The following is a 25,039-nucleotide window of genomic DNA, read 5'->3' as shown; positions in this document are numbered from 1 at the left end:
CCGTGGCCGACGACCGCACCCATGCGGTGCTCATCATCGGCGCCGGCTTCACCGGTCTGGGCGCGGCCATCCGATTGGCCGACGCCGGGGTCGATGACATCGTGATCCTGGAACGCGGCGACCGGGTCGGCGGAACATGGCGCGACACAACGTATCCCGGCGCCAGCTGTGACGTCCCCTCGCTGCTCTACTCGTACTCCTTCGTCAGGAACCCCAGCTGGTCGCGGACGTACTCCCCAGCCTCGGAGATCTGCCGCCACCTCGAAGACATGGCCACCAGGTTCGACATCCGCCGACACATCCGATTCGGCCACCAGGTCAACGGATTGGCCTTCGACGAGGAGAACGGCGTCTGGACCGCAACCACCAACCGACGCAAGCGATTCCACGCGCGCGCCGTCGTGTTGGCCTCCGGACCGCTGTCGGACGTCAGCTTCCCCGACATCCGCGGCCTGGACAGCTACCGGGGTCACAAGATCCACAGCGCCCGCTGGGACCACGACTACGACTTCGCGGGCAAGCGGGTCGCCGTCGTCGGCACCGGTGCCAGCGCGATCCAGATCATCCCCGAGTTGGTGAAGCAGGCCGGATTCGTCAAGGTGTTTCAACGCACCCCGTGCTGGGTGCTGCCGCGGCTCGACGTGGCCACCCCGCCGGCGGTGCAAAGCCTGTTCGCCAAAGTCCCCGCCGCCCAAGAACTTGCGCGGCAGGCCCTGTTCTGGGGCCACGAGGCCAGCGCCACGGCGCTGGTGTGGGACACGCCGCTGACGTCGCTGGCCGCCCGGCTGGGACGGGCGCACCTGCGCGCCCAGGTGAAGGACCCGTGGCTGCGCCGCCAGCTGACCCCGGATTTCCGGCCCGGGTGCAAACGCATGCTGGTCTCCAGCGACTACTACCCCGCCCTGCAGCGCGAGAACTGCAAGCTCATCGACTGGCCGATCGCCGCCGTCAGCCCGGTCGGGATCCGCACCAGCGACGGCATCGAGCACCACCTCGACTGCATCGTGTTCGCCACCGGCTACGACGTCCATCTGACCGGACCGCCTTTTGCGGTCACCGGGCTCGGCGGCCGGTCGCTGGCCGACGAATGGGCCGGCGGCGCACAGGCATACAAGAGCATCAATGTGCACGGCTATCCCAATCTGTTCGTGATGACCGGACCCAATTCGGGGCCGGGACACAACTCGCTGCTGGTCTACATCGAGGGCCAGCTGGACTACGCCGTGCGCGGCATCACCGCCATCCTCGACCGGGACCTGCGCTACCTCGATGTGCGCGAAGAGGTCCAGCGTCGTCACAACGACGCCCTCCAACGCAGACTCACCAAGACCACGTGGATGTCCGGGTGCCGCAGTTGGTACCTCACCAAGGACGGTTACAACGGGTCGATGTACCCGGGTTTTGCGACGCAGTATCTTCGCCAGATGAGGGAATTCCGCTACCAGGATTATCAAGCGGTGCCGCGCGGCGCCCGGGCGCTCGCCGTCTCGTCGGGCTGACGCATGGCACCGGATCGCCCCGCACGACCCGAACCGGGCACGATCGCCAGCGTGCTGCACAACGTGCGGCGCGCGCCCAAGCGCGTTCGGCGCCAGTCGCGGGAATACCGGCAGGTGATCGAGACGGCGGTCTCGCAGCTTTTCGACGCGGCGGTGCGCCAGCCGCACGGCGATCCCACCTCCGGTGAATACCGGATCGACGACCTCGCCCGGCTGGCCGGCACCACCACCCGCAACATCCGGGTCTACCGCGACCGCGGACTACTGCCGCCACCACTGCGCGTCGGCCGCATCGCCTTGTTCAACGACACCCACCTCACCCGCCTGCGGCTCATCACCTCGATGCTCGACCGCGGATACAACATCGCGCACGTGCGCGAAATGCTCAGCGCGTGGGAAGAGGGCAAGAACCTGGGCGACGTGCTGGGCCTGGAAACGGCCATTGTGGGCACGTGGACCACCGAGAAGCCGGAGACCATGCCGCTCGTCGACGCGCAGCGGCTCGTCGACGACCCGGACGCGTTCGAGCGCCTGGTGACGCTGCAGGTCATCCGCGTCGACGGGGCGCGGGCCACGATCACCCGCCCCAAACTGATCGAAGCGTTCAACGAAATCCGTGGCTACGGAGTCGAATTGAAGAAGCTCGTCGACCTACACGAGCAGATCGTGCCCGAGATCGACAAGATCAGCGACTTGCTGGTGCGCGCCGGGGCCGAGCACGTGCTGGACCGCATCAAACCGGGCGAGCCTCTGCCGGCGGACGCCGAGATCGCCGAGCTGATCACGATGCTGGTGCGCTTCCGGACGCAAGCCGTGGCGACGGTCACCGCCACGCTCGCCTCGTCGATCGAGTCCAACATCGAATCACTCGTCAGCCGCATCCTCGGCGATTATCTGGAGTCGAGCTCCACGGCGTGAGTGAGCGCGGCCGGCCTCGCGTCAGTGCCCGCTCAGTGTCAACGTGCCCTTCGTCTCGAGCACCTTGCTGGCGGTGATCCGTTCGGTCTTGCGGGCCTCGCGTTCGAGGTAGCGCTGCTTCGATTCGTCGAACTTGTCCGACGCCTGCTCGAGTTCCTTGATCAACACGGCGAGGTCGTCGCGCATCCGGGCGGCCTCGCCGCTGAAGTCTTCGCGCTCGAAGATGCGCCACTTCCGCAGCACCGGCATCACCACCTCGTCGAGATGGATCCGCGGGTCGTAGACGCCGCCGACGGCGATGATGACCGCCTTGCGCCGGAATTCGGGCACCGTGAAGCCGGGCATCTTGAAATTGCGCAGGATCCGGTGCACCGACGCCATCGCCTGGTTCGGGGCGATGTCCAGGCCAGCCGCGCTGACGTCCCGGTAGAAGATCATGTGCAGGTTCTCGTCGTGCGACACCCTGGCCATCAGCGCTTCGGCGATGGGGTCCGACGAAGCCTTGCCCGTGTTGCGGTGCGAGACCCGGGTCGCCAACTCCTGGAACGAGACGTACATGACCGAGTCGAACAGGCTCTCGGCAAACATGTCACCCTGCTGGTTCTGTCCCGGGCTGAAGCCCCGGGTCATTTGCTCGAGGCGGAGCTTCTCCAGCGCCACCGGGTCGACGGCGCGGGTGACCACCAGGTAGTCGCGCAAAGCCGTGCTGTGCCGGGCTTCCTCGGCCGTCCATCGGTTGACCCACTGCCCCCAGGGGCCGTCCATGCTGAAGTTCATCGCGATCTCGCGGTGATACGACGGCAAGTTGTCCTCTGTCAGCAGGTTTTGCACCATCGCCACCTGCGCGACGTCCGGCAGCCGGCTCTGCCCGGGCTCCCAATCCTGACCGTCCAGCGCGTAGAAGTTCTTGCCGTCCGACCACGGGACGTAGTCGTGCGGATTCCATTCCTTGAACATCGACAGGTGGCGGTTGAGCAGGCCCTCGACCACGGGTTCGAGCTCGTGTAGTAGCTGCAGGTTAGTCAGGTCCTTGGACACGGAGCCCTCCAGTTAAGTGTGTCTTCTCGTAACGCGCAATGTATCTGTGTCATTCGGTTACATAAAGATGACACGCCGGAAAGGCGGTGAAATAGGGCCAAAGGTCCCTACGCGTGCGGGGGTGCCGACCGAGCCTCGGTCACCCACCGAGCGGTCGAGCGAGCGCTACTGGCGCGCAACCAGATACGGCGCGAGCGTGGAGAGCTTTTCGCAGGTCTCCTCGAATTCCCGCTCGGGCGTGGACCCTTCGATGATCCCCGCCCCTGCCCGCAACCAGGTGCGGCCGTCGCGTTCGTACGCCGCCCGCAGGGTCAGCGCGGCGTCCAGGCCGCCATCGGCCGAAAACATCACGACCGCTCCGGAATACAGCCCGCGCGGACCCTCGTCGAGACGCAGGATCGCTTCCACGCCGCCGGCTTTCGGAATGCCCGACGCGGTGACCGCCGGGAAAAGCGCTTCCAGCGCGTCCATCCGGTCGTTCGACGGGCCCAGCCGCCCGCTGACCGTGGAGCCGAGGTGCTGCACGCTCCCCCGCTCCCGAACCGTCATGAAGTCGGTGACCACCGCGCTGCCGGGTTCGGCGATCTCGGCCATCTCCTGCAGCGAGCTTCGCACCGAAATCGCATGCTCGACAATCTCTTTGGAGTTCGACTCCAGGTCGTCGCGGGCCTGGCGGTCGCGCGCCGTACCGCGGCCCAGGGCCCGGGTACCCGCCAGTGGCTCGGTCACCACGATGCCGTCGTCATGGACGGCCGCGACGAGTTCCGGGCTGTAGCCCACGGCGCGAATCCCGCCCAGCCGCAACAGGAACGATCGCACCGGGGTGTTGTGCCGACGCCCCAGCCGGTAGGTGGACGGAAAGTCCAGTCCGAAGGGCACTTCCAGGGACCGGGACAGGATCACCTTGTGGTAGCGGCCCGCCGCGATCTCCCCGACAGCCGACGCCACCCGATCGCGATAGCCGGAAGGGTCGGCGATGACGTCGACGCCGCGGGCCTGGCGCAGCTCGGGCAGACCGTCGCCCAGCAGGCTCAGTATCGCGTCCCGGTGGGCGCCGGTGGTGCCCCACAGCTCGACCGCGTCCCCGGTCACAACGATGCGGGTGCGCGGCCAAAACACGCGGGCCAGCGGGGTGCGCGCCGCCAGTCGCTGCTGCAGCCCGTAGCGGTAGACGCCGAATTCGAAGGCGATCCACCCGAAGAGTTGGTCGGTTTCCAGCAGCAATATGTCGATGGCTTCGCCCAGCACGGGCCCCGGCCGCCCAGACCACCGTTGCCGCTGCACCACGCCGTCGCGGATGACGCGCAGTTCGTCGCTGTCCAGCTCGACCATCGCGCGCACGCCGCTGGCCAGCACCCATTGCCCGTTGCGCTCGTAGAGCAGGTACTCCTCGCCGACCCGGTCGGGCAGCAGCGCGGCCAGCTCTGCGGCCAGGTCGGCCGGGTGGATGTGTGCGGGAAGGGGGATGGGTGACGATGCGGAGCCGGCGGAACTCGTCTGAACGCTGACCTCGGTCACGGTTAGTAAATGTAGCCTAACCTATCTAAAAACGTGCAACCGATCTCCGGATCACGTGAAGCCAGGCCCCCGGCGGCCCTCGGGACGAGCACGGCCACCGGACTTCTCCTAAGATCATTGCCAGCCCGATCGCCCAACCCTGGAGAGTCACCGCCATGTTCGTCATCCGGCTTGCGAACGGTGAAGAGGTCCAGGGCGGTGAAAATGACGAGCTGGAAATAAATCAAGAAACGGGCGTGCTCACCGTTTCGCGTGTCGACGGTTTCGAGGAAATCACCACGCATTACTCGCCAATGGCATGGCTATCGGTTACGCACCGCAAGAAGGGCGTCGGGGTCAGGCCCTCGGTAATCACGTCGGCGCGTTGATTGCGGCGTTGACAGCAAACACACAGCACTTTCACACCAAATCCACGCCTGGCGTGAGGTAGGCGCGCGATCCTGCGGCGGCCAACCGCAGGCCGTTGACCAGTGATTTTGCCGCGCGCAGGCCGATTTCTGGCGCTACGACACACCTTTGCATTCGAGTGGCGGTTTGACCCCGCCGGGGATACGTTTTCCACGGTCGTCGGGATGTTCTGTGGTGGCTCCGCTTGCGGACGGTGCTTTTCCCTGATCACCGCACTCATCGAGGGAGGCATTGGATGCTGCAAGAGTTTTGGCACAACTTCACCCATAACCTGTTCAAGCCGCTGCTCCTGTTCTTCTACTTCGGATTCCTCATTCCGATCCTGAAGGTGCGCTTCGAATTTCCCTATGTCATTTATCAGGGCCTGACGATGTATCTGCTGCTGGCCATCGGCTGGCACGGCGGTGAGGAACTCGCCAAGATCAGCGCCGGCAGCATCGGGATGATCGTGGGCTTCATGGTGTTGGGCTTCGTGCTCAACTTCCTGATCGGCGGCCTCGCCTACCTGCTGCTGAGCTGGCTGACCTCCCTGCGAAGAGTCGACCGGGCGACGGTCGCCGGGTATTACGGGTCGGACTCGGCGGGAACGTTCGCGACATGCGTGGCCGTCCTGACCGCCGTCGGCATGGCGTTCAACGCCTACATGCCGGTGATGTTGGCCGTCATGGAGATCCCGGGGTGCCTGGTGGCGCTGTACCTGGTGGCGAGGCTTCGCCACCGCGGGATGGACGCGGCCGGAAACATGGTCGACGAGCCTGGTTACACGGCGCCGGTCCGGGTCGGCGTCGGGCCCGGCACCGCGGCGAAGCCCCCGCACGGCGGCAGCCTCGAGGCTGAGCACGAACGCGGAATCGAGCAGGAGCTCGAGTTCGCACTGGAAAAGTTGGACCACCCGGACTGGGAGCCGGACCAGAGCCCGCCCCGGCCGTCGGGCAAGAGGGCGCCGATCTTCTCCCGGGAGCTGTTTCAAGAGGTGTTCCTCAACCCCGGGCTTGTCCTCCTGATGGGCGGCATCATCATCGGCCTGGTCAGTGGGCTGCAGGGGCAGAAGGTGGTCGCCGACGACGACAAGTTCTTCGTGTTGGCGTTCCAGGGCGTGCTGTGTTTGTTCCTGCTCGAGATGGGCATGACGGCGTCCCGCAAATTGAAGGACCTGCGGACGGCCGGCCCCGGTTTCATCTTGTTCGGCCTGCTCGCGCCCAACATCTTTGCGCCCCTTGGCATCCTGGTCGCCCACACCTACGCCTCACTCACCCACGCCGATTTCAAGCCGGGAACCTACGTACTGTTCGCGGTGCTCTGCGGCGCGGCGTCCTACATCGCCGTCCCGGCGGTTCAACGGCTGGCGATCCCCGAGGCGAGCCCCACCCTGCCGTTGGCGGCGTCGCTCGGTTTGACGTTCTCCTACAACGTCACCATCGGGATCCCGCTGTACATCGAGGTCAATCGGCTGATCGCCCACTGGTTCTAGTTTCGCGGCACTCAACGATCGTCCGGCCGACGAATCACGATGGGCGACAGCCGCTTTGACTGGCCCTTCCCCGCGCTGACGCGACGGCCGACGCGGCGAGTTGTTAATTGTTCGTAAAGACGGGTTGAGTCGGCTCGCTCCAGCCCGCGAGGTTCACTAAGTTCGTGAACGCCGCGAGTCGCTTGCCGCTGCCCGCTGCGCCGGACTGCGTCGCCAGGAGGCGCCCATGCTGTACGAGTTGTGGCAAAACTTCATCCACAATCTCTTCAAGCCGCTGCTGCTGTTCTTCTATTTCGGCTTCCTCATCCCGATCCTGAGGGTGCGGTTCGAGTTCCCGTACGTGATCTATCAGGGCCTGACCATGTACCTGCTGGTGGCCATCGGCTGGCAGGGCGGGGAGGAGCTGGCCAAAGTCAAACCGGCCGACATCGACAACATCGCGGGATTCGTGGCGCTGGGCATCGCGCTGAACTTCCTGATCGGGGCGCTCACCTACGTCTTGCTGAGGTACCTGACCCGGCTCCGGCGGGTCGACCGGGCGGCCGTCGCCGGCTACTACGGGTCGGACTCGGCGGGCGCCTTCGCGACCTGCGTGGCCGTCCTGACCAGCGTCAAGATCGCCTTCGACGCCTACATGCCGGTCCTGTTGGCGTTCATGGAGATTCCCGGCTGCCTGGTGGCGCTGTATCTGGTGGCGCGGCTGCGGCACCGCGGCATGGACGAGGCCGGATTCATGCCCGACGAGGACGGCTACACGGCCCCGGCCAGGGTGGGGCCCGGCGCGGCCGCCCAGCGGGAACGCGCGGAGGGCGTCGACGACCGAGTGGAGCGTGCGGTCGCCGACGAGCTGGAGTTCTCGCTCGAGAAGCAGGAGCACCCCGAGTGGAATCCGGACGCGGCTGTGCGCACGAACGCGCCCCTGATGTCGCGCGAGATCTTGCGGGAGGTGTTCCTCAATCCCGGACTGATCCTCCTCGTCGGCGGCATCGCCATCGGCTTCATCAGCGCGCTGCAGGGCCAGAAGGTGGTGCACGACCAAAACGAGCTCTTCGTCGCGGCGTTCCAGGGTGTCCTGTGCCTGTTCCTGCTCGAGATGGGCATGACGGCGTCCCGCAAGTTGCGCGACCTCAGGTTGGCCGGCACGGGGTTCATCGTCTTCGCCCTGGTGGCGCCCAACTTCTTTGCGACGCTGGGGATCGTGGCCGCGTACGCGTACGCCTACCTCACCGACACCCACTTCCAGCCGGGCACCTATGTCATCTTCGCGGTGTTATGCGGAGCGGCGTCCTACATCACGCTCCCGGCGGTGCAACGGCTGGGCATCCCCGAGGCGAGTCCGACGCTGCCGCTGGCGGCGGCGCTTGGCCTGACGTTCTCCTACACCGTCACCATCGGGATTCCGCTCTACATCGAGATCAACCGCGCAGTGGCACACTGGTTCCCGCCGGTCTGAGCGCTATCCCAGGATGGTGCGCACCACCGCGTCGGCGAGCAGCCGCCCGCGCGGGGTGAGGACGAACCGCTCGGCGTCGAGCACCAACAATCCGTCGGCGATCGCGACGCCCGCGCGTTCGCGTTCGGCAGGACTCAGCACGTCGCCCGGAAGACCTTGGCGCAGCCGGGTTTTCAACAGCACCTCTTCGGTGTGCAGCGCGTCGGCGTCCAGCCGCTCGAATCCCCCCACCGGCAAAGCGGTTTCGGACAACGCCTGCGCATAGGCGTTGGGATGCTTGACGTTCCACCATCGAATGGCCCCGATGTGGCCATGGGCTCCCGGGCCCGCGCCCCACCACTGGCCGCCGTCCCAGTAGCCGAGGTTGTGCCGGCACTCACCGCCGGGCCGGGCCCAGTTGGACACCTCGTACCACGTCATCCCGGCCTCCGACAGCCGGGCGTCGACCAGCTCGTAGCGGTGCGCCAACACGTCGTCGCCGGGCGCCGCCAGTTCCCCGCGGCGGACCCGGCGGGCCAGGGCGGTGCCTTCCTCGACGACCAGCGCGTACGCGGATACGTGATCGACGCCGGTGGCTATCGCCGTGTCCACCGAGCGCAGCAGGTCGGAGTCCGATTCCCCCGGAGTTCCATAGATCAGATCGAGGCTGACGTGCTCGAAGCCCGCCGCCAACGCTTCGCGGGCGGCCGCCGCCGACCGGTTCGGGGTGTGAATGCGGTCGAGGACCCCGAGCACCGTCGGGGACACCGACTGCATGCCCAGCGACACCCGCGTGTAGCCGGCCGCGCGGATGGCGTCGAAGAAGTCCGGCCAGGCCGACTCCGGGTTGGCCTCGGTGGTGATCTCGGCGTGCGGGTCCAGCGCGAAGTGTTCCCGCACCATGTCCAGCACCGACGCCACCCGCGCGCCGCCCAGCAGCGACGGCGTCCCGCCCCCGACGAACACGGTGTTCACCGTCGGCCCGGAAAGCCGCTCCGCCGCCAACTTCAATTCCGTTCGCAGCGCCGCCAGCCACGCGTCGGGGTTCACACCGCCCAACTCCGCCGGGGTATAGGTGTTGAAATCGCAATAGCCGCAACGCGTTATGCAGAACGGGACATGGATGTAGATCCCGAACGGCCGTCCGGGTACTCCCCGCAGGTCGGGCAACTCGACCGCTTGCTCGCGAAGTGCCATGCCAAATGATCCCACGGTGGGCGGGCCCGCGGCCCGGCCGGCGAGCCCGTCCCAAAACCGCGCGGCGTTTCCTGGGTTTTCTCACCGGAGCGACCAGCTTAATCCGGGAATTACGCTCACCGTGAGCGGATATTTGACCTGGTGGCATCGCCGCCCGCAGGGCATGGCACAATGGTGGCGTGACCGTCGCTCAGCCCAGCCCTCGCATTGCGCTCGTGGCGCGGCGGCACATTGATCTCAAGCGTGTTTGCAGCTGTTGCTGTCTCCCTTGATGTCGTAGACCCGCCCCACCTGTACGTCCAGCTGGCATCGGATCTGCGCCGCCGATACCACCGGTGAGCTGCGTTTCTATGCCTGCGATGTCGAGAAGGAGACCTGCGCAATGACCACAGTCCGCCCCGCCAAGCCTCGCAACGAGGGCCAGTGGGCGCTGGGGGATCGGGAGCCACTCAACCCCAACGAAGAGATGAAGCACGCCGGCGCCCCGCTCGAGGTGCGCGAACGCATCGAGAACGTCTACGCCAACCAGGGCTTCGACAGCATCGACAAGAGCGACCTGCGCGGGCGATTCCGCTGGTGGGGGCTCTACACCCAGCGCGAACAGGGCTACGACGGCACCTTCACCGGTGACGAGAACGCCGACCTGCTGGAAGCCAAGTACTTCATGATGCGGGTGCGTTGCGACGGCGGCGCGCTGTCGGCCGCCGCGCTGCGCACCGTCGGCCAGATCTCGACCGAGTTCGGCCGCGACACCGCCGACATCTCCGACCGCCAGAACGTGCAGATGCACTGGATCGAGGTCGAAAACGTCCCCGAGATCTGGCGTCGACTCGCCGAGGTCGGCCTGCAGACCGCCGAGGCCTGCGGCGACTGCCCCCGCGTCATCCTGGGTTCCCCGCTGGCCGGCGAATCGCTGGACGAGGTGCTCGACCCCACCTGGGCCATCGACGAGATCGTGCGCCGCTACATCGGCAAACCGGACTTCGCCGACCTCCCACGCAAGTACAAGACCGCCATTTCGGGTCTGCAGGACGTCGCGCACGAGATCAACGACATCGCCTTCATCGGCGTCAACCATCCCGAGCACGGGCCCGGCCTGGACCTGTGGGTCGGCGGCGGCCTGTCCACCAACCCGATGCTGGCCCAGCGGGTCGGCGCCTGGGTGCCGCTGGACGAGGTGCCCGAGGTCTGGGAGGCCGTGACGTCGATCTTCCGCGACTACGGCTACCGGCGACTGCGGTCCAAGGCCCGGCTGAAGTTCCTGATCAAGGACTGGGGCATCGAGAAGTTCCGTCAGGTTCTCGAAACCGAGTACCTCAAGCGGCCGCTGATCGATGGACCGGCCCCCGAGCCGCTCAAGCATCCGATCGACCACATCGGGGTGCAGCGGCTCAAGAACGGGCTCAACGCGGTCGGGGCGGCTCCGATCGCCGGCCGGGTCTCGGGCACGATCCTGTCGGCGGTGGCTGACCTGATGGACGGGGCCGGTTCGGACCGCGTCCGGTTCACCCCGTACCAGAAGCTGGTCATCCTCGACATCCCCGACGACAAACTCGACGATGTGCTCGCCGGGCTGGAGGCGCTCGGGCTGCAGACCAGGCCCTCGGCTTGGCGGCGAAACCTGATGGCCTGCACGGGGATCGAATACTGCAAGTTGTCCTTCGCCGAAACGCGGGGCAAGGCGCAGGTCCTGGTGCCCGAACTCGAGCGCCGGCTCGAGGACATCAACGCCGAGCTCGACGTGCCGATCACGGTCAACATCAACGGTTGTCCGAACTCTTGCGCGCGGATACAAGTGGCGGACATCGGCTTCAAGGGTCAAATGGTCGACGACGGCCATGGGGGCTCGGTCGAGGGCTTCCAGGTGCACCTGGGTGGCAGCCTCGGGCTGGACAGCGGCTTCGGCCGGAAGCTGCGCCAGCACAAAGTCACCAGCGACGAGCTGGGCGACTACATCGAGCGGGTGGTACGGAGCTTCATCAAACACCGCAGTGCGGGAGAACGGTTCGCGCAGTGGGCGATTCGGGCGGATGAGGACGATTTGAGATGAGTGAACAAGCAACGAAACTGACCGAAGCCGAACTGCGCGACCTGGCGGCGCGCGGCGCCGCCGAGCTGCAGGGCGCCAGCGCCATCGAGGTCTTGCGCTGGACCGATGCGACCTTCGGTGGAGTCAACGGGCCCCGCGGCTGGGCCACCTGCAACTACGTGCTGACCTCCAGCATGCAGGAGGCCGTGCTGATCGACCTGGCTTCCAAGGTGCGGCCGGGCGTGCCGGTGGTCTTCCTGGACACCGGCTACCACTTCGCCGAAACCATCGGGACCCGCGACGCGGTCGAGTCGGTGTACGACATCCACGTGCTCAACATCACGCCCGAGCAGACGGTCGCCGAGCAGGACCAGTTGCTCGGCAAGAACCTGTTCTCCCGCGACCCGGGCGAGTGCTGCCGGCTGCGCAAGGTCGTGCCCCTGCGGCGAGCGCTGAGCGGATACTCCGCCTGGGTGACCGGGCTGCGCCGCAGCGAAGCGGCGACGCGCGCCAACACCCCGGTGATCGGCTTCGACGAGGGTTTCAAGCTGGTGAAGATCAACCCGCTGGCGACGTGGACCGACGAAGACATGCAGAACTACATCGACGAGCACGAGGTACTCGTCAATCCCCTTGTCTACGATGGGTATCCGTCGATCGGCTGCGCTCCCTGCACGGCCAAGCCGATCGCGGGCGCCGACCCGCGCAGTGGCCGCTGGCAGGGGCTGGCGAAGACCGAGTGCGGGTTGCACGCTTCCTAGCGGAAGCGGTGCGTCAGGCCGAGGTCAGCGTGGTTTCGTCTTCGCCGGCGGGGCGGGCGGCGGTCGTCTCTTCGGCGAGCGACGGCTTGCGGGTGGCGCGCACATAGACCGTGTCGCCGTCGCGTAGGGCCAGCGCCTCGGCGTCACCACGGGTGATCTGCGCGGTGAAGCGGCCCCCGGTGGCGGCGCTGGTCAGTTCCACCCGGACCTCGAAGCCCAGCACGACCACGCGATCGACGGTGGCGCGCACGACCCCGATCGACTCCGCGGTGCCATCCCCACCCGCGATCGCCATTTCGGGGTTGCGGCCCACCCGGATGTCATGCGGGCGAACGAGATTGCCGTTCAGGCTGGACACCTTCCCGAGAAACGACATTACGAAGGCGGTCGCCGGCGCGTCGTAGACCTCGGTGGGCGAGCCCACCTGCTCGATCCGACCCCGATTCAGCACCGCTATCCGGTCGGCGACGTCCAGCGCCTCGGCCTGGTCGTGGGTGACCAGCACGGTGGTGACATGCACCTCGTCGTGCAGGCGTCGCAGCCACGCCCGCAGGTCTTCACGCACCTTGGCGTCCAGCGCGCCGAACGGCTCGTCCAGCAGCAGCACCTCCGGGTCGACGGCCAGCGCCCGCGCGAGCGCCATCCGCTGGCGTTGCCCACCGGAGAGCTGATTCGGGTAGCGGGTCTGAAATCCGCTCAGCCCCACCACTTCCAGCAAGTTGTCGACCTTGGCCTTGACCTCCGCCTTAGGCCGCTTGCGGATCTTCAGCCCGTAGGCGACGTTGTCCCGAACGGTCATGTGTTTGAACGCGGCGTAGTGCTGGAACACGAACCCGATGCCCCGGCGCTGCGGCGGGATCCGCGTGACGTCGCGACCGTTGATGGTGACCGTTCCGCTGTCGGGCTGGTCGAGCCCCGCGATGGTGCGCAACAGGGTGGACTTGCCCGAGCCGCTGGGGCCCAACAGCGCGGTCAACGTCCCGGAGGGGACGACGAAGTCGACGTTGTCCAGTGCCACGAAGTCGCCGTAGCGCTTGTTGGCCTTGCGCACGACGATCGCGTGATCGACGGGCCGGCTGTCGTTTTCGGTCATCTATGCGTCTCCATGTCGGGACTATCTGGCCGCCCGTGCGCGGCGGAGATCGAGGATCACTTGGAAGATCAAGACCAATACGGCAACGCCCATCAACAACGTCGACAGCGCGTAGGCGCCGTATTCCACGCCGCGGTTGTACCGGTCGGAGACCAGCAACGTCAGCGTCTGTGACTTACCCGGAAGGTTCGACGACACGATGATGACGGCGCCGTATTCGCCGAGGGTGCGGGCGATGGTCAACACGATGCCGTAGGTCAGACCCCACCGAATGGATGGCAGGGTGATCCGCCAGAAGGTCTGCCACCAACCCGATCCCAGGGTTGCGGCCGCCTCTTCCTGGTCGGTGCCCAATTCGTGCAGTACCGGTTCCACCTCGCGCACCACGAACGGTAGCGTCACGAAGACGCTGGCGAGCACGATGCCGGGGAACCCGAAGATGATCTTGAACCCGAGGTCGCGTTCGACGAAGCCGAACGCACCGGCCGCCCCCCACAACAGGATGAGGGCGACGCCCACGACGACGGGCGACACCGCGAAGGGCAGGTCGATGACGGCCTGCAGCACGCCCTTGCCGCGGAACCGGTTGCGGGCCAACACCAACGCGGTGGGTATGCCGAACACCACGTTCAGCGGCACCACGATGGCGACGACCAACAGGGTCACGTTCAGCGCGGAGATGGCCGCGGGCGTGCTCACCCAGTCTAAGAACTGGCCGAAGCCGGGCCGGAATGTCCGCCACAGGATCAAGCTGACGGGGACGACCAGCAGCACGAAAATGTATGCGAGCGCGACGAATCGGATCAGATACCGAACTCTAGGGGACGAAGTCACGGAGCCAGCTCCTCACGCTTGGCCGCCCGCCCGCCGACGATGCGCAGGATGAACAGCACGACGAAGGATATCGACAGGAGCACGATGGAGATGGCGGCGGCGCCGGTGCGGTCGTCGTTCTCGATCAGCGTCCGTATCCACTGCGACGAGACTTCCGTCTTGCCGGGGACCGCGCCGCCGATCAGCACCACCGACCCGAACTCCCCGATCGCCCGCGAGAAGGCCAGGCCCGCACCGGACAACAGCGCCGGGGTCAGCGACGGCAACACGACGGAGGTGAAGATCTTCGGCCCGCTGGCCCCCAGCGACGCCGCCGCCTCTTCGGTTTCCCGATCGATCTCCAGCAGCACCGGCTGCACCGCCCGCACGACGAAGGGCAGCGTGACGAACGCCAGCGCCACCGCCACGCCCCAGGCCGTGTGCTGCAGATGCAAACCCACCGGGCTGTTGTTGCCGTAGAGGGCCAGCATCACCAGGCTGGCGACGATGGTGGGCAACGCGAAGGGCAGATCGATGATGGCGTCAACGAGGCGCTTGCCGACGAAGTCGTCGCGCACCAGCACCCAGGCGATCACCAGGCCGAAGACCAGGTTGAGCAGGGTGACCCCGGCCGAAATGGTCAACGTCACCCGGAACGACTCCAACGCCGCGTTGGACGTGACCGCGAGCCAGAAGGCGTGCCACCCGCCCCCGGCGGCCTGCCAGGCGATGGCGGCCAGCGGCAGCAACACGATCACCGAAAGCCACAGTGTCGCCATGCCCACCCGCAGCGACGTGGTGCCCGAGCGCCGCGCCCTCGCCGGGCGCCGCGGGACGTCACCGGACGGGGGCCCCAGCTCCGGCCGAATCGCCTGCGGGTCGGGGGTGATCGCGGCCGTCATCCGGTGGCCTGCGTATAGATCTTGGTGATGCTGCCCGTGCTCTTATCGAACAGCTGCGGGTCCACCGGCGTCCAACCGCCGAGATCGGCGATCGTCCACAGTTTCGCCGGCGCCGGGAACTGGTCGCGGAATTCGGCGGCAATGGCCGGATCGACGGGCCGAAAGCCGGCCTGCGCCCACACCTTCTGCGCCGCTGCCGTGTACTGGAAGTTCTTGAAGGCGACCGCGGCGTCCAGGTGCGGGCTGGTGGTCACCACCGCCACCGGGTTCTCGATCTTGAACGTCTGCGGTGGGTTGACGTGCTCGACCGGCTTGCCGGCGCGCTCGGTGGCGATCGCCTCGTTCTCGTAACTGATCAACACATCCCCGCTGCCCTGGACGAAAACATCGGTCGCTTCCCTTCCCGATCCGGGCCGCAGCTTGACGTGCTCGTGGACCAGCTTGCTGATGAAGTTGACGCCGGCCGCAGCGTTGGCGCCGCCCTCGCTCTTGACGGCGTACGGCGCCAACAGATTCCACTTGGCCGACCCCGAGCTCAGCGGGCTGGGGGTGATGACCTCCACGCCCGGGCGCAGCAGGTCGTCCCAGTCCCTGATGTTCTTCGGGTTGCCCTTACGCACCACCAGGGTCACCACCGAGCCGAACGGAATTCCCTTGGTGGCGTCCGTATTCCAGTCCTTGGAGACCTTGCCGGCCTTCACCAACCGGGTGATGTCCGGTTCGACCGAGAAGTTCACGACGTCGGCCGGCTTGCCGTCGACGACGCCGCGCGACTGGTCGCCGGAGGCGCCGTACGACGTGATCACCTGCACGCTCTTGCCCTCCTCGGCGGCATTGAACGCCGGGATCACCTTGCTCCAGCCGGGTTCGGGGACCGAATAGGCGACCAGGGTGATGCTGGTGTGCGCGTTGGTCGGGCCGCTCCCGCCTACGACGTCACTGGCCCCGCCGCTACATCCCGCGAGGAGGGCGACGACGAGTGCAAGCGCGGCGACCGGCCGCCAGCGCGGCGAGCCGGCGATGTCGTTGAGCATTCGGGCCTTCCGGTACGGGGACTTAGGAGATATCGATCCCGATGCTGCGGAAAGGCGCCATAACCGACGGGAGAGCTCACGAACCCCATACCAGACCGCACACGGGTTGCAGTCAGCGACAACAGTGCACGAAGACATGGCGCTTCACCGCACCCGATGTCACATGCATGGCGGGAAGCCTAACAGGAATCGTCCGGCCCGCCACCGCGCGAGGGGCCGAGCGGGCAACCCACGCTCAGTGCGTCAACCACCATGCGACGATCACCAGGACCACCAGCGCGACCAGAATCAACGTCACGTGTGACCGAGGCATGCGAATTACCCGGGCGTCGCGTCGGCGTGGCGGGCGCGGCGCATCAGGGCGATGCCCTTGCCGAGCAGGCCATCGAGCAGTCCCGCCGTGACGGCGGCCACCACCAGCACGACCGGCATCACCACCATGGCCTGCAGGACGAAAGCGAGCCCGGAAAGCCACAGCTCGTTGCCGTCCCACCAATTGAGGAATGCGGTCACGGGGCTCACCCTATTCGGCCCTGCAGCGGAAAACCAATGTGCCAAGATCGGCGCATGTCTGCCCCCTCGTCTACGCCCGAGGCAACGGCCTGCCTGATCGCCGGCGGTGGCCCGGCCGGCATGGTGCTGGGCCTGCTGCTGGCCCGCGCCGGCGTCGACGTCACGGTGATGGAAAAACACGCCGACTTCCTGCGCGACTTTCGCGGCGACACCGTGCACGCGAGCACGCTGCGCCTACTCGACGAGCTGGGGTTGGGCGCGCGGTTCGCGCAGATTCCCCATCGCCTGATCGACACGGTCCGCATGGAGATACAGAACCAACCGGTGGCGCTCGACCTGACCCGCCTTCCGGGCGCGCACAAGCACATCGCCCTGGTGCCGCAATGGGACTTTTTGGAGCTGGTGGCCAGCGCGGCCGAGGCCGAGCCGAGCTTTACGCTCCTGCGCAGCACCGAGGTGATCGGCGTGCTGCGGGACGGGGATCGCGTCGTCGGCGTCACCTATCGCGACCAGGCCGGCGAGGTCAAAAGCATGCGCGCCGAGCTGACGGTGGCCTGCGACGGCCGCTCGTCCACGATCCGTTCGGCGATGGGCCTGCGACCGCACAGTTTCGGAGCGCCGATGGACGTGTGGTGGTTCCGGTTGCCCCGCCACCCCGACGATCCACCGGGGCTGGGCGGCGTGCTGCGGGCCGGACACGCGGTCATCGTGATCGATCGCGGCGATTACTTCCAGGTCGCCTACATCATCCCGAAGGGAACCGACGCGAGTCTGCGGGCCGAGGGCATCGAGGCGCTGCACCGGGTGCTGGTCGGCATGGTGCCCTGGCTGGGTGACCGCGTGCAGGCGCTGACGTCCTTTGATGACGTGAAACTGCTTGACGTGCAATTGAATCGGCTTCCCCGCTGGTATGCCGACGGCGTGCTGCTGATCGGTGACGCCGCACACGCGATGTCGCCGGTCGGCGGGATCGGAATCAACCTCGCGGTGGCCGACGCGGTGGCCGCCGCCCGCATCCTGGCCGGCGCGCTGCGCACGGGACGGGTGCCCACCTGGCGGCTGGCCCGGGTGCAGGCGCGCCGCTGGATGCCCACCGTGCTGCTGCAGGCCGCGCAACGGGGCATCCATGCCAACGTGATCGCCGCGGCGGTGGCCCGAAACGAGGACCGCGCGCCGGGGGCCGTGCGGCTGGTGAGCCGGTCCACACCGCTGCGGCGGCTGCTCGGCTACCTCGTCGCGATCGGGCCACTGCCGGAACACGCCCCGCGGTTCGCCCGACGCCGCGGGTGAGGATCAGTGACGCCACGTCGTCGAAAGAATGGACGCCGGGCCGCCCGACAGATGATGATGGCGGGATGGTCCTGCACGCCCAGCCCGACGACCAGCCCGCCGACGCCATGCCCGAGGAAGCGTTCGAGGCGGCGCCGGCGGCCATCGCGTCGCCCATCGACTTCAGCGCGCCGGCACCCCTGGCTTCCAGCGCGGCACTGCGGAACCCTTTTCCGCCGATCGCCGACTACGCCTTCCTGTCGGACTGGGAGACGACGTGCCTCATCTCCCCCGCCGGGTCCGTCGAATGGCTGTGCGTGCCGCGGCCGGACTCCCCCAGCGTCTTCGGCGCCATCCTGGACCGCAGCGCGGGCCATTTCCGGCTAGGCCCCTACGGCGTCTCGGTGCCCTCTGCGCGCCGCTACCTGCCCGGAAGCCTGATCATGGAGACCACGTGGCAGACCCACACCGGGTGGTTGATCGTGCGCGACGCGCTGGTCATGGGGCCGTGGCACGACATCGAGCGCCGATCGAGGACGCACCGCCGCACCCCGATGGACTGGGACGCCGAGCACATCCTGCTGCGCACCGTGCGCTGCGTGAGCGGCACCGTCGAGCTGATGATGAGCTGCGAACCCGCGTTCGACTACCACCGCATGGGCGCCACCTGGGAATACTCGGCCAACGCGTACGGCGAGGCCGTCGCGCGGGCCACCAAACAGCCCGACGCCCACCCGACCATGCGGCTCACCAGCAACCTGCGGATCGGGTTGGAGGGCCGCGAGGCGCGGGCGCGCACCCGGATGAAGGAGGGCGACGACGTGTTCGTCGCCCTCAGCTGGACCAAGCACCCGGCGCCGCAGACCTACGAAGAGGCCGCCGACAAGATGTGGCAGACCACCGAGTGCTGGCGCCAATGGATCAACATCGGCAACTTCCCCGACCACCCGTGGCGCGCCTACCTGCAGCGCAGCGCGCTCACCCTGAAGGGGTTGACGTACTCGCCCACCGGCGCGCTGCTGGCGGCCAGCACCACATCGCTTCCGGAAACCCCTCAGGGCGAACGAAATTGGGACTACCGCTACGCGTGGGTGCGCGACTCCACCTTCGCGTTGTGGGGGCTCTACACGCTCGGGCTGGACCGTGAGGCCGACGACTTCTTCGCGTTCATCGCCGACGTGTCGGGGGCCAACAGCAACGAGCGTCACCCGCTGCAGGTGATGTACGGCGTGGGCGGCGAACGCAGCCTGGTCGAAGAGGAGCTGCATCACCTGTCCGGCTATGACCATGCCCGCCCGGTGCGCATCGGCAACGGCGCGTACGACCAGGTGCAGCACGACATCTGGGGCTCCATCCTCGACTCGTTCTACCTGCACGCCAAGTCGCGCGAGCAGGTCCCCGAGACCCTGTGGCCGGTGCTGAAGAAGCAGGTGGAAGAGGCGATCAAGCACTGGCGCGAGCCGGACCGGGGCATCTGGGAGGTCCGCGGCGAGCCGCAGCACTTCACCTCGTCGAAGGTGATGTGCTGGGTGGCGCTCGATCGCGGGGCCAAGCTGGCCGAGCGGCAGGGCGAGAAGAGCTACGCCCAGCAGTGGCGGGCCATCGCCGAGGAGATCAAGGAGGACATCCTGCAACACGGGGTGGACTCCCGCGGGGTGTTCACCCAGCGCTACGGCAGCGACGCGCTGGACGCCTCGCTGCTGCTGGTGGTGCTGACCCGCTTCCTGCCGCCGGACGACCCGCGGGTGCGCAACACCGTGCTGGCCATCGCCAACGAACTCACCTCCGAGGGCCTGGTGCTGCGCTACCGCGTGGAGGAGACCGACGACGGGCTGTCCGGCGAGGAGGGCACGTTCACGATCTGCTCGTTCTGGCTGGTGTCCGCCCTGGTGGAGATCGGCGAGGTGGCGCGCGCCAAGCGGTTGTGCGAGCGGCTGCTGTCGTACGCCAGCCCGTTGCACCTCTACGCCGAGGAGATCGAGCCGCGCACGGGCAGGCACCTGGGCAACTTCCCGCAGGCGTTCACCCACCTGGCCCTGATCAACGCGGTGGTGCACGTGATCCGCGCCGAGGAGGAGGCCGACGGCTCGGGGATGTTCCAGCCCGCCAACGCGCCGATGTAGCGGGTCGCGGCGCTAAGTGCAGCCGGCGCCGCGTCAGCTGCGGGCGCTGAGTTTGTCCATCAGCGCGTGGGTGAGGTCGATGGCGGTGGTGTTGATGTCGCCGTTGCCCTGATCCGCTGGACCATAAATGGGAATGAAGTCGACCGTCATCTCCACCACGTACGGCCCCTTGACGCCAAGCGCCCGGGCCGTGGGGATGGCATTCAAAACCGAGTGTTGGCCGGACCCCCTCGAAACCGTCGCCGCCACAACCGAATCCGCGACGCGCACGTCGGAGATGGCATCCAAACCGTAGACATCGACAGGCTTGACGGTCAGCGTGGTTCCGTCGCACTTCTGCCACTGCGCGGCGAACCTGGCGAATAGCGCGGCGGCGTCCGCGTCAGACCGCAACGCGACGACACCTTCCTCGACGCTGTCGATCTTCACCGAATCGCCTTTGTGTACCCACATTTCGGCGGCGGTTTGTTGTATCGGCGCCGGGGCATACGGGCCCCGCTGCATCCAATGGACGACGCCGATGCAGTCGGCGGGTTGCGCGTCATCCCATGCGTTTCCCAGTTTGTCGGCGCCCCCGAACTCCGAGTAATGCGGGTAGGGCTGGAACGGCTGGCTGAGCAGTTTCGCCAGCGCGGCGCCGTCGAACAAGGCCCGTTTGATGGCTGGCACGTGCCCCGCGTTCGGCGCCAGAACTGCTGTGCCGGAGGTGGTTTCGGTGCAGCCGCCGGCCAGCAGCACCGCGATCACAACGGCCGGAACGCGCCAGCGGTTCTTCACTTCGTCCCTGACCTTCCCGGCGTCACCCCAGCGCGCTGACCTTGTCCATCATCGCGTGCGCGAGGTCGATGGCGCTGCGGTGCACGTCTCCGGACCCCTCGTCCGACGAGCGGGTGGAATTGAAGAACGCCACTTCGACCTCGACGAGGCAGTTCCCCCGCAGGCCGATGGCGCGCGCTTCGGGCCTGGGCCCGCTCGACGGTAGGCCGGGCAGCTGGGTGTCGATCGAAAGGGTCGCGGCCAGAACGGATTCGGAGACCCGGACCTCGGAAATGGTGTCCGACAAGACGATCGAGGGCCGGTCGATGATGATACTGGGGCGACCGATCGTCACGGTGGTGCCGTCGCAGTCGCGCCACTGCTGCGCGAACTGTTGGAACAATGCGGCGGCCCCCGCGGCGCTGGAGAGCGCCACCACGCCCTCGGCGACGCTGATCACCTTCGCCGGCCCGCGCTGGTTCCACCACGTCTCCCGCGCCGCATTCTTGACGTCGCCGGATCGGTAGGCGTCCTGCACCATCATCGAGGTGACGCCGACGCAGTTGGCGGGCGAGACCGCGCCGAAGGCCGGCGGCAGCACCTCGGGGCCGCCGAACCGCGCCGGCAGTTCGTTCTTGCTGCCGAAGGACTGGCCGAGCAGCTTCGACAACTCGGCGTCGTCGAGCAGCACCTTCTTGACCGGTTGCCCGATGACCGGGTGGGGCTTCAGGTTCGGCGCCGGCCGCGCGGTGCCGGCGACCGTGCAGCCGGTGGCCAGCGCCACGACCGACAGGCAGCTGAGGACCATGCGGCCGACCCTCATCAGTTCGTGCTCGAGACTTTGCGCAACATCGCCTGCACGATATCGACGGCCCTGGTTCCGGCCTGGGCGCGCGGGCCGACGGCGACCTTGACGTCGGCGATCACGTCGCCCTGGACGCCGATCGCCCGCTCGTCCGGGCTCGGCGGGGTGTGATGGTTGTCCCATGCCATGACGGTCGCGGAAACTATCGGCCCGTCGACTCGGACGTCGGTCACCTTCGAGTACAACTCGGTGTCGCTCCTGTCGTGCGTGTACGCGGTGACCGTGGTGCCCGCGCAATGCTGCCATTGCTGCGCGAACGACGCGAAGAGCCGTTGCGCGTCGGCGGTCGAAGCCATCTCGATCGCCGCGGCCGTTGCGCTGGACACCTGCACCCCGGAGTCGTAATTCCAGTAGTCCTGCGTCGCGGCCCGGCGCACCGGGCCGTTCTCGTAGACGATGCGCATCGCAGGCGCGACGACCCCCAGGCATTCGATGGGCGCGGCGCCACCGGTGTCGCGAATTCCGTTGGGCAGCACGTCGATACCGCCCACCTCCGGCGGGCGGTGGGGCGGCAGCTCATTGCCGACGGCGGCGGCGACCTCGGCGCTGTCCGGCAGGACCTGTTCCAGCGGCGGCACGGCGCCGCCGAGGCGGCCGGTGCGCGCGGCGGTCCCGGCGACGGTCGTGACGCATCCGGTAGCGAGCACGCCGATACCGACGAACGTCACGGCTCGCATCAGGATCACGGCTATTTCTTGCCTGAGGAACTGGATTTGTCGCCGCCGGCGTCGGTGGACAGCGCCGCCACGAAGGCCTCCTGCGGCACGTCGACCCGCCCGATGGTCTTCATCCGCTTCTTGCCTTCCTTCTGCTTTTCCAGCAGTTTGCGCTTGCGGGTGATGTCCCCGCCGTAGCACTTGGATAGCACGTCCTTGCGAATCGCCCGAATGTTCTCGCGCGCAATGATTTTCGATCCGATGGCCGCCTGCACCGGCACCTCGAACTGCTGGCGCGGAATCAGTTCCTTGAGCTTGGTGGTCATCTTGTTGCCGTAAGCCGACGCCCCGTCCTTATGCACGATCGCGGAGAACGCGTCGACGGCCTCGCCCTGCAACAGGATGTCGACCTTGACCAGCTGGGCCTCCTGCTCGCCGGCCTCCTCGTAGTCCAGGCTGGCGTAGCCGCGGGTGCGCGACTTCAGCGAGTCGAAGAAGTCGAAGATGATCTCGCCCAGCGGCATCGTGTAGCGCAGTTCGACCCGCTCGGGTGACAGGTAGTCCATGCCGCCCAGCTCGCCGCGGCGCGACTGGCACAGCTCCATGATGGTGCCGATGAACTCGCTGGGCGCGATGATGGTGGTCTTGACGACGGGCTCGTACACCTCGCGGATCTTGCCCTCGGGCCAGTCCGACGGGTTGGTCACCACGATCTCGCTGCCGTCCTCCTTGATCACCCGGTAGACGACGTTGGGCGACGTCGAGATCAGGTCCAGGTCGAACTCGCGCTCCAGGCGCTCGCGGGTGATCTCCATGTGCAGCAGGCCCAAAAAGCCGCACCGGAACCCGAAGCCCAGCGCCACCGACGTCTCCGGCTCGTAGGTCAGGGCCGCGTCGTTGAGCTGCAGCTTGTCCAAGGCGTCGCGCAGGTTCGGGTAGTCGGAGCCGTCGACGGGATACAGCCCCGAGTAGACCATCGGTTTGGGCTCGCGGTAGCCCGTCAGCGCCTCGGTTGCGCCGTGGCGGGCCGTCGTGACGGTGTCACCGACCTTGGATTGCCGGACGTCCTTCACCCCGGTGATCAGGTAGCCCACCTCACCGACCCCCAGGCCCTCGCTGGCCTTGGGCTCGGGCGAGACGATGCCCACCTCCAGCAGCTCGTGGGTGGCGCCGGTGGACATCATCTGGATGCGCTCCCGTGGGACGATCTTGCCGTCCATCACCCGCACGTAGGTCACCACGCCGCGGTAGATGTCGTAGACGGAGTCGAAGATCATCGCGCGGGTGGGCGCGTCGGCGTCGCCTTGGGGATGCGGCACCTCGCGCACGACGTGGTCGAGCAGGTCGGCGACGCCCTCGCCGGTCTTGCCGGAGACCCGCAGCACATCGCCGGGCTCGCAGCCGATGATGTGGGCGATCTCCCCCGCGTAGCGGTCGGGGTCGGCGGCCGGCAGGTCGATCTTGTTGAGCACCGGGATGATGTGCAGGTCGCGGTCCAGCGCCAGGTACAGGTTGGCCAGCGTCTGCGCCTCGATGCCCTGGGCGGCGTCGACCAGCAGCACCGCGCCCTCGCAAGCCTCCAGCGCGCGCGACACCTCGTAGGTGAAGTCGACGTGGCCCGGGGTGTCGATCAGGTGCAGGACGTATTCCTCGTCACCGACCTTCCAGGGCAACCGCACGTTCTGCGCCTTGATGGTGATCCCGCGCTCACGCTCGATGTCCATCCGGTCCAGGTACTGCGCGCGCATCGAGCGCTCGTCAACCACCCCGGTCAGCTGCAGCATCCGGTCGGCCAGCGTCGACTTGCCGTGATCGATGTGAGCGATGATGCAGAAATTCCTGATCTGCGCCGGCGCGGTGAAGGTCTTGTCGGCGAAACTGCTGATGGGAATCTCCTGGTCTGGGCCCGCTCGAGGCCGCTTGAGCGATACGTCCAGCGTATCTGTGCGCGGTGGCCGAGACCTACTTGGACACAATCGCACCCACGCGCGCGCGTCTATGCTGCGAATATGGCGTCTCCCCGCAAATCCCAGTGGAAGACGATCCAGCGGTTCGCCCGCAACGCGATCATCTATGCACAGACCGCCCAGCTCGTCGCGCGGGAACTTCAGCACGCCGTGAAGGTCACCGCGGACGTCATTGCCGCGGCCGCGCCCCAACAATCCGCCGTTACCGCGGGCCGGCCGGTGACCAGCGCGAGCTTCCCCACCGCGCAGCGCGCGCGCAAGCTGGTCTATGCCCCCGACCTCGACGGCCGGGCCGATCCCGGCGAGATCGTCTGGACCTGGGTGGTCTACGAGGACGATCCCACCCGCGGCAAGGACCGGCCCGTGCTCGTCGTCGGGCGCGACCGCCGGGTCCTGCTCGGACTGATGGTGTCCAGCCAGAAGCGCCACGCCTCGGACCGGGACTGGATCGGAATCGGTTCCGGCGCCTGGGATTACGAGGGCAGGCCGAGCTGGGTCCGGTTGGACCGGGTGCTCGACGTGCCGGAGGAGAGCATTCGCCGCGAGGGCGCCATCCTGGACCGGGAGATCTTCGACGTCATCGCCGCCCGGCTACGGGAGGACTACGCCTGGAGCTAGCGGGTTAGGCCTACCGCCGAACGTGAAATCAGGGCGGAAGATCGGTCGAATCTTCGCCCAGAGTGCACGTTCGGCGAAGTGCCCGGGCAATCAGCCCTGCGTGATGTAGGAGTGCAGCTGCTGCTGCTCGGCCTCGAGCTCTTCCATGCGGGTCTTCAC

General features: G+C 67.3%; 22 protein-coding genes and 2 pseudogenes. 11 read left to right on the top strand and 13 right to left on the bottom strand.

Annotation, left to right across the window (positions count from 1 at the left end; translation table 11 throughout):
- Positions 1-2 precede the first annotated feature (2 nt).
- Together A5680_RS08350 and A5680_RS08345 are read left to right on the top strand one after the other, a co-directional pair.
- The gene (locus A5680_RS08350; RefSeq protein ID WP_369808502.1) at positions 3-1,499 is read left to right on the top strand and encodes a flavin-containing monooxygenase; all 1,497 of its coding nucleotides are present in this window, start codon (positions 3-5) and stop codon (positions 1,497-1,499) included.
- 3 nt (positions 1,500-1,502) lie between these two features.
- Positions 1,503-2,417, top strand: coding sequence for a MerR family transcriptional regulator (locus A5680_RS08345; RefSeq protein WP_055402544.1), 915 nt, complete (start codon positions 1,503-1,505; stop codon positions 2,415-2,417).
- A 21-nt stretch (positions 2,418-2,438) separates the two neighbouring features.
- On the opposite strand, the gene A5680_RS08340 is transcribed toward A5680_RS08345, so the two are convergent.
- Together A5680_RS08340 and A5680_RS08335 are read right to left on the bottom strand one after the other, a co-directional pair.
- Positions 2,439-3,455 (bottom strand): acyl-ACP desaturase, encoded by a 1,017-nt coding sequence (locus A5680_RS08340; protein WP_055402546.1) that lies wholly within the window; start codon positions 3,453-3,455, stop codon positions 2,439-2,441.
- A 165-nt stretch (positions 3,456-3,620) separates the two neighbouring features.
- On the bottom strand, positions 3,621-4,973 hold the full coding sequence (locus tag A5680_RS08335; RefSeq protein ID WP_055402548.1) for a salicylate synthase: 1,353 nt from the start codon (positions 4,971-4,973) through the stop codon (positions 3,621-3,623).
- Positions 4,974-5,128: 155 nt separating this feature from the next.
- Here A5680_RS08335 and A5680_RS25100 point away from each other — a divergent pair, with 155 nt between their 5' ends.
- From A5680_RS25100 to A5680_RS08320, 3 genes are all read left to right on the top strand, one after another.
- Positions 5,129-5,341, top strand: a complete 213-nt coding sequence (locus A5680_RS25100; RefSeq protein ID WP_055402550.1) for a hypothetical protein — start codon at positions 5,129-5,131, stop codon at positions 5,339-5,341.
- Positions 5,342-5,616: 275 nt separating this feature from the next.
- Positions 5,617-6,852, top strand: a complete 1,236-nt coding sequence (locus tag A5680_RS08325) for a sodium-dependent bicarbonate transport family permease (protein WP_067818168.1) — start codon at positions 5,617-5,619, stop codon at positions 6,850-6,852.
- Between the two features lie 226 nt (positions 6,853-7,078).
- Positions 7,079-8,305, top strand: coding sequence for a sodium-dependent bicarbonate transport family permease (locus tag A5680_RS08320; protein WP_067818165.1), 1,227 nt, complete (start codon positions 7,079-7,081; stop codon positions 8,303-8,305).
- A 3-nt stretch (positions 8,306-8,308) separates the two neighbouring features.
- Here the strand turns inward: A5680_RS08320 and hemW are convergent, their stop codons facing one another.
- Positions 8,309-9,481 (bottom strand): radical SAM family heme chaperone HemW, encoded by a 1,173-nt coding sequence (gene hemW, locus A5680_RS08315; RefSeq protein WP_067818162.1) that lies wholly within the window; start codon positions 9,479-9,481, stop codon positions 8,309-8,311.
- Positions 9,482-9,660: 179 nt separating this feature from the next.
- On the opposite strand from hemW, the gene A5680_RS26530 reads away from it, so the two are divergent.
- From A5680_RS26530 to A5680_RS08305, 3 genes are all read left to right on the top strand, one after another.
- Positions 9,661-9,753 carry an Ms4527A family Cys-rich leader peptide gene (locus tag A5680_RS26530; protein ID WP_369827629.1) on the top strand — a complete coding sequence of 31 codons (93 nt, stop codon included), beginning with the start codon at positions 9,661-9,663 and terminating at the stop codon, positions 9,751-9,753.
- A 110-nt stretch (positions 9,754-9,863) separates the two neighbouring features.
- Positions 9,864-11,531 (top strand): nitrite/sulfite reductase, encoded by a 1,668-nt coding sequence (locus A5680_RS08310; protein ID WP_067818160.1) that lies wholly within the window; start codon positions 9,864-9,866, stop codon positions 11,529-11,531.
- Entirely contained in the window at positions 11,528-12,271 is a 744-nt protein-coding gene (locus A5680_RS08305) for a phosphoadenylyl-sulfate reductase (protein ID WP_055402560.1), read from the top strand. Before A5680_RS08310 ends, A5680_RS08305 begins: the two co-directional genes overlap by 4 nt.
- A gap of 13 nt (positions 12,272-12,284) precedes the next feature.
- On the opposite strand, the gene A5680_RS08300 is transcribed toward A5680_RS08305, so the two are convergent.
- The 5 genes from A5680_RS08300 to A5680_RS08280 all read right to left on the bottom strand — a co-directional run bounded on the left by A5680_RS08300 (position 12,285) and on the right by A5680_RS08280 (position 16,626).
- A complete protein-coding gene (locus A5680_RS08300) occupies positions 12,285-13,364 on the bottom strand; it encodes a sulfate/molybdate ABC transporter ATP-binding protein (protein WP_067818157.1) in 1,080 nt (359 codons plus the stop codon).
- Between the two features lie 21 nt (positions 13,365-13,385).
- On the bottom strand, positions 13,386-14,198 hold the full coding sequence (cysW, locus tag A5680_RS08295) for a sulfate ABC transporter permease subunit CysW (RefSeq protein ID WP_067818153.1): 813 nt from the start codon (positions 14,196-14,198) through the stop codon (positions 13,386-13,388).
- The gene (gene cysT, locus A5680_RS08290) at positions 14,195-15,079 is read right to left on the bottom strand and encodes a sulfate ABC transporter permease subunit CysT (RefSeq protein WP_055402567.1); all 885 of its coding nucleotides are present in this window, start codon (positions 15,077-15,079) and stop codon (positions 14,195-14,197) included. The genes cysW and cysT overlap by 4 nt, the downstream gene beginning before the upstream one ends.
- Positions 15,076-16,113 (bottom strand): sulfate ABC transporter substrate-binding protein, encoded by a 1,038-nt coding sequence (locus tag A5680_RS08285; protein ID WP_067818151.1) that lies wholly within the window; start codon positions 16,111-16,113, stop codon positions 15,076-15,078. The genes cysT and A5680_RS08285 overlap by 4 nt, the downstream gene beginning before the upstream one ends.
- Positions 16,114-16,431: 318 nt before the next feature.
- Entirely contained in the window at positions 16,432-16,626 is a 195-nt protein-coding gene (locus tag A5680_RS08280; protein WP_067818148.1) for a hypothetical protein, read from the bottom strand.
- A gap of 54 nt (positions 16,627-16,680) precedes the next feature.
- On the opposite strand from A5680_RS08280, the gene A5680_RS08275 reads away from it, so the two are divergent.
- A complete protein-coding gene (locus A5680_RS08275) occupies positions 16,681-17,916 on the top strand; it encodes an FAD-dependent oxidoreductase (protein ID WP_067818146.1) in 1,236 nt (411 codons plus the stop codon).
- Between the two features lie 65 nt (positions 17,917-17,981).
- Positions 17,982-20,018 carry a glycoside hydrolase family 15 protein gene (locus A5680_RS08270; RefSeq protein ID WP_067818143.1) on the top strand — a complete coding sequence of 679 codons (2,037 nt, stop codon included), beginning with the start codon at positions 17,982-17,984 and terminating at the stop codon, positions 20,016-20,018.
- A 33-nt stretch (positions 20,019-20,051) separates the two neighbouring features.
- On the opposite strand, the gene A5680_RS08265 is transcribed toward A5680_RS08270, so the two are convergent.
- The 4 genes and pseudogenes from A5680_RS08265 to lepA form a co-directional block, all read right to left on the bottom strand.
- Positions 20,052-20,795, bottom strand: a complete 744-nt coding sequence (locus A5680_RS08265) for a sensor domain-containing protein (RefSeq protein ID WP_067818139.1) — start codon at positions 20,793-20,795, stop codon at positions 20,052-20,054.
- 22 nt (positions 20,796-20,817) lie between these two features.
- Positions 20,818-21,597 carry a sensor domain-containing protein gene (locus A5680_RS08260; protein WP_067818136.1) on the bottom strand — a complete coding sequence of 260 codons (780 nt, stop codon included), beginning with the start codon at positions 21,595-21,597 and terminating at the stop codon, positions 20,818-20,820.
- The gene (locus A5680_RS08255; RefSeq protein WP_067818198.1) at positions 21,597-22,316 is read right to left on the bottom strand and encodes a sensor domain-containing protein; all 720 of its coding nucleotides are present in this window, start codon (positions 22,314-22,316) and stop codon (positions 21,597-21,599) included. Before A5680_RS08255 ends, A5680_RS08260 begins: the two co-directional genes overlap by 1 nt.
- 11 nt (positions 22,317-22,327) lie before the next feature.
- Positions 22,328-24,323, bottom strand: a pseudogene (gene lepA / locus A5680_RS08250) (translation elongation factor 4).
- On the opposite strand from lepA, the gene A5680_RS08245 reads away from it, so the two are divergent.
- The gene (locus A5680_RS08245; protein WP_067818130.1) at positions 24,305-24,880 is read left to right on the top strand and encodes a type II toxin-antitoxin system PemK/MazF family toxin; all 576 of its coding nucleotides are present in this window, start codon (positions 24,305-24,307) and stop codon (positions 24,878-24,880) included. The pseudogene lepA and the gene A5680_RS08245 sit on opposite strands and share 19 nt — an antisense overlap.
- Before the next feature lie 90 nt (positions 24,881-24,970).
- Here the strand turns inward: A5680_RS08245 and A5680_RS25630 are convergent.
- Positions 24,971-25,039, bottom strand: a pseudogene (locus A5680_RS25630) (histidine kinase); the annotation flags it as partial.

It is taken from the genome of Mycobacterium sp. E2989, from assembly GCF_001667595.1.
Classification (GTDB): Bacteria; Actinomycetota; Actinomycetes; order Mycobacteriales; family Mycobacteriaceae; genus Mycobacterium.
The sequence above is the reverse complement of the archived record's forward strand: the minus strand, read 5'-3'. Positions and strand labels throughout refer to the sequence as shown.

Excerpts from the sequence above, each read along its gene's own strand:
- A5680_RS08345 (WP_055402544.1), top strand. The coding sequence starts at position 1,503 with ATGGCACCGGATCGCCCCGCACGACCCGAACCGGGCACGATCGCCAGC.
- A5680_RS25100 (WP_055402550.1), top strand. The coding sequence starts at position 5,129 with ATGTTCGTCATCCGGCTTGCGAACGGTGAAGAGGTCCAGGGCGGTGAA.
- A5680_RS08325 (WP_067818168.1), top strand. The coding sequence starts at position 5,617 with ATGCTGCAAGAGTTTTGGCACAACTTCACCCATAACCTGTTCAAGCCG.
- A5680_RS08320 (WP_067818165.1), top strand. The coding sequence starts at position 7,079 with ATGCTGTACGAGTTGTGGCAAAACTTCATCCACAATCTCTTCAAGCCG.
- hemW (WP_067818162.1), bottom strand. The coding sequence starts at position 9,481 with ATGGCACTTCGCGAGCAAGCGGTCGAGTTGCCCGACCTGCGGGGAGTA.
- A5680_RS08310 (WP_067818160.1), top strand. The coding sequence starts at position 9,864 with ATGACCACAGTCCGCCCCGCCAAGCCTCGCAACGAGGGCCAGTGGGCG.
- A5680_RS08305 (WP_055402560.1), top strand. The coding sequence starts at position 11,528 with ATGAGTGAACAAGCAACGAAACTGACCGAAGCCGAACTGCGCGACCTG.
- A5680_RS08300 (WP_067818157.1), bottom strand. The coding sequence starts at position 13,364 with ATGACCGAAAACGACAGCCGGCCCGTCGATCACGCGATCGTCGTGCGC.
- cysT (WP_055402567.1), bottom strand. The coding sequence starts at position 15,079 with ATGACGGCCGCGATCACCCCCGACCCGCAGGCGATTCGGCCGGAGCTG.
- A5680_RS08285 (WP_067818151.1), bottom strand. The coding sequence starts at position 16,113 with ATGCTCAACGACATCGCCGGCTCGCCGCGCTGGCGGCCGGTCGCCGCG.
- A5680_RS08275 (WP_067818146.1), top strand. The coding sequence starts at position 16,681 with ATGTCTGCCCCCTCGTCTACGCCCGAGGCAACGGCCTGCCTGATCGCC.
- A5680_RS08270 (WP_067818143.1), top strand. The coding sequence starts at position 17,982 with ATGGTCCTGCACGCCCAGCCCGACGACCAGCCCGCCGACGCCATGCCC.
- A5680_RS08260 (WP_067818136.1), bottom strand. The coding sequence starts at position 21,597 with ATGAGGGTCGGCCGCATGGTCCTCAGCTGCCTGTCGGTCGTGGCGCTG.
- A5680_RS08255 (WP_067818198.1), bottom strand. The coding sequence starts at position 22,316 with ATGCGAGCCGTGACGTTCGTCGGTATCGGCGTGCTCGCTACCGGATGC.
- A5680_RS08245 (WP_067818130.1), top strand. The coding sequence starts at position 24,305 with ATGGCGTCTCCCCGCAAATCCCAGTGGAAGACGATCCAGCGGTTCGCC.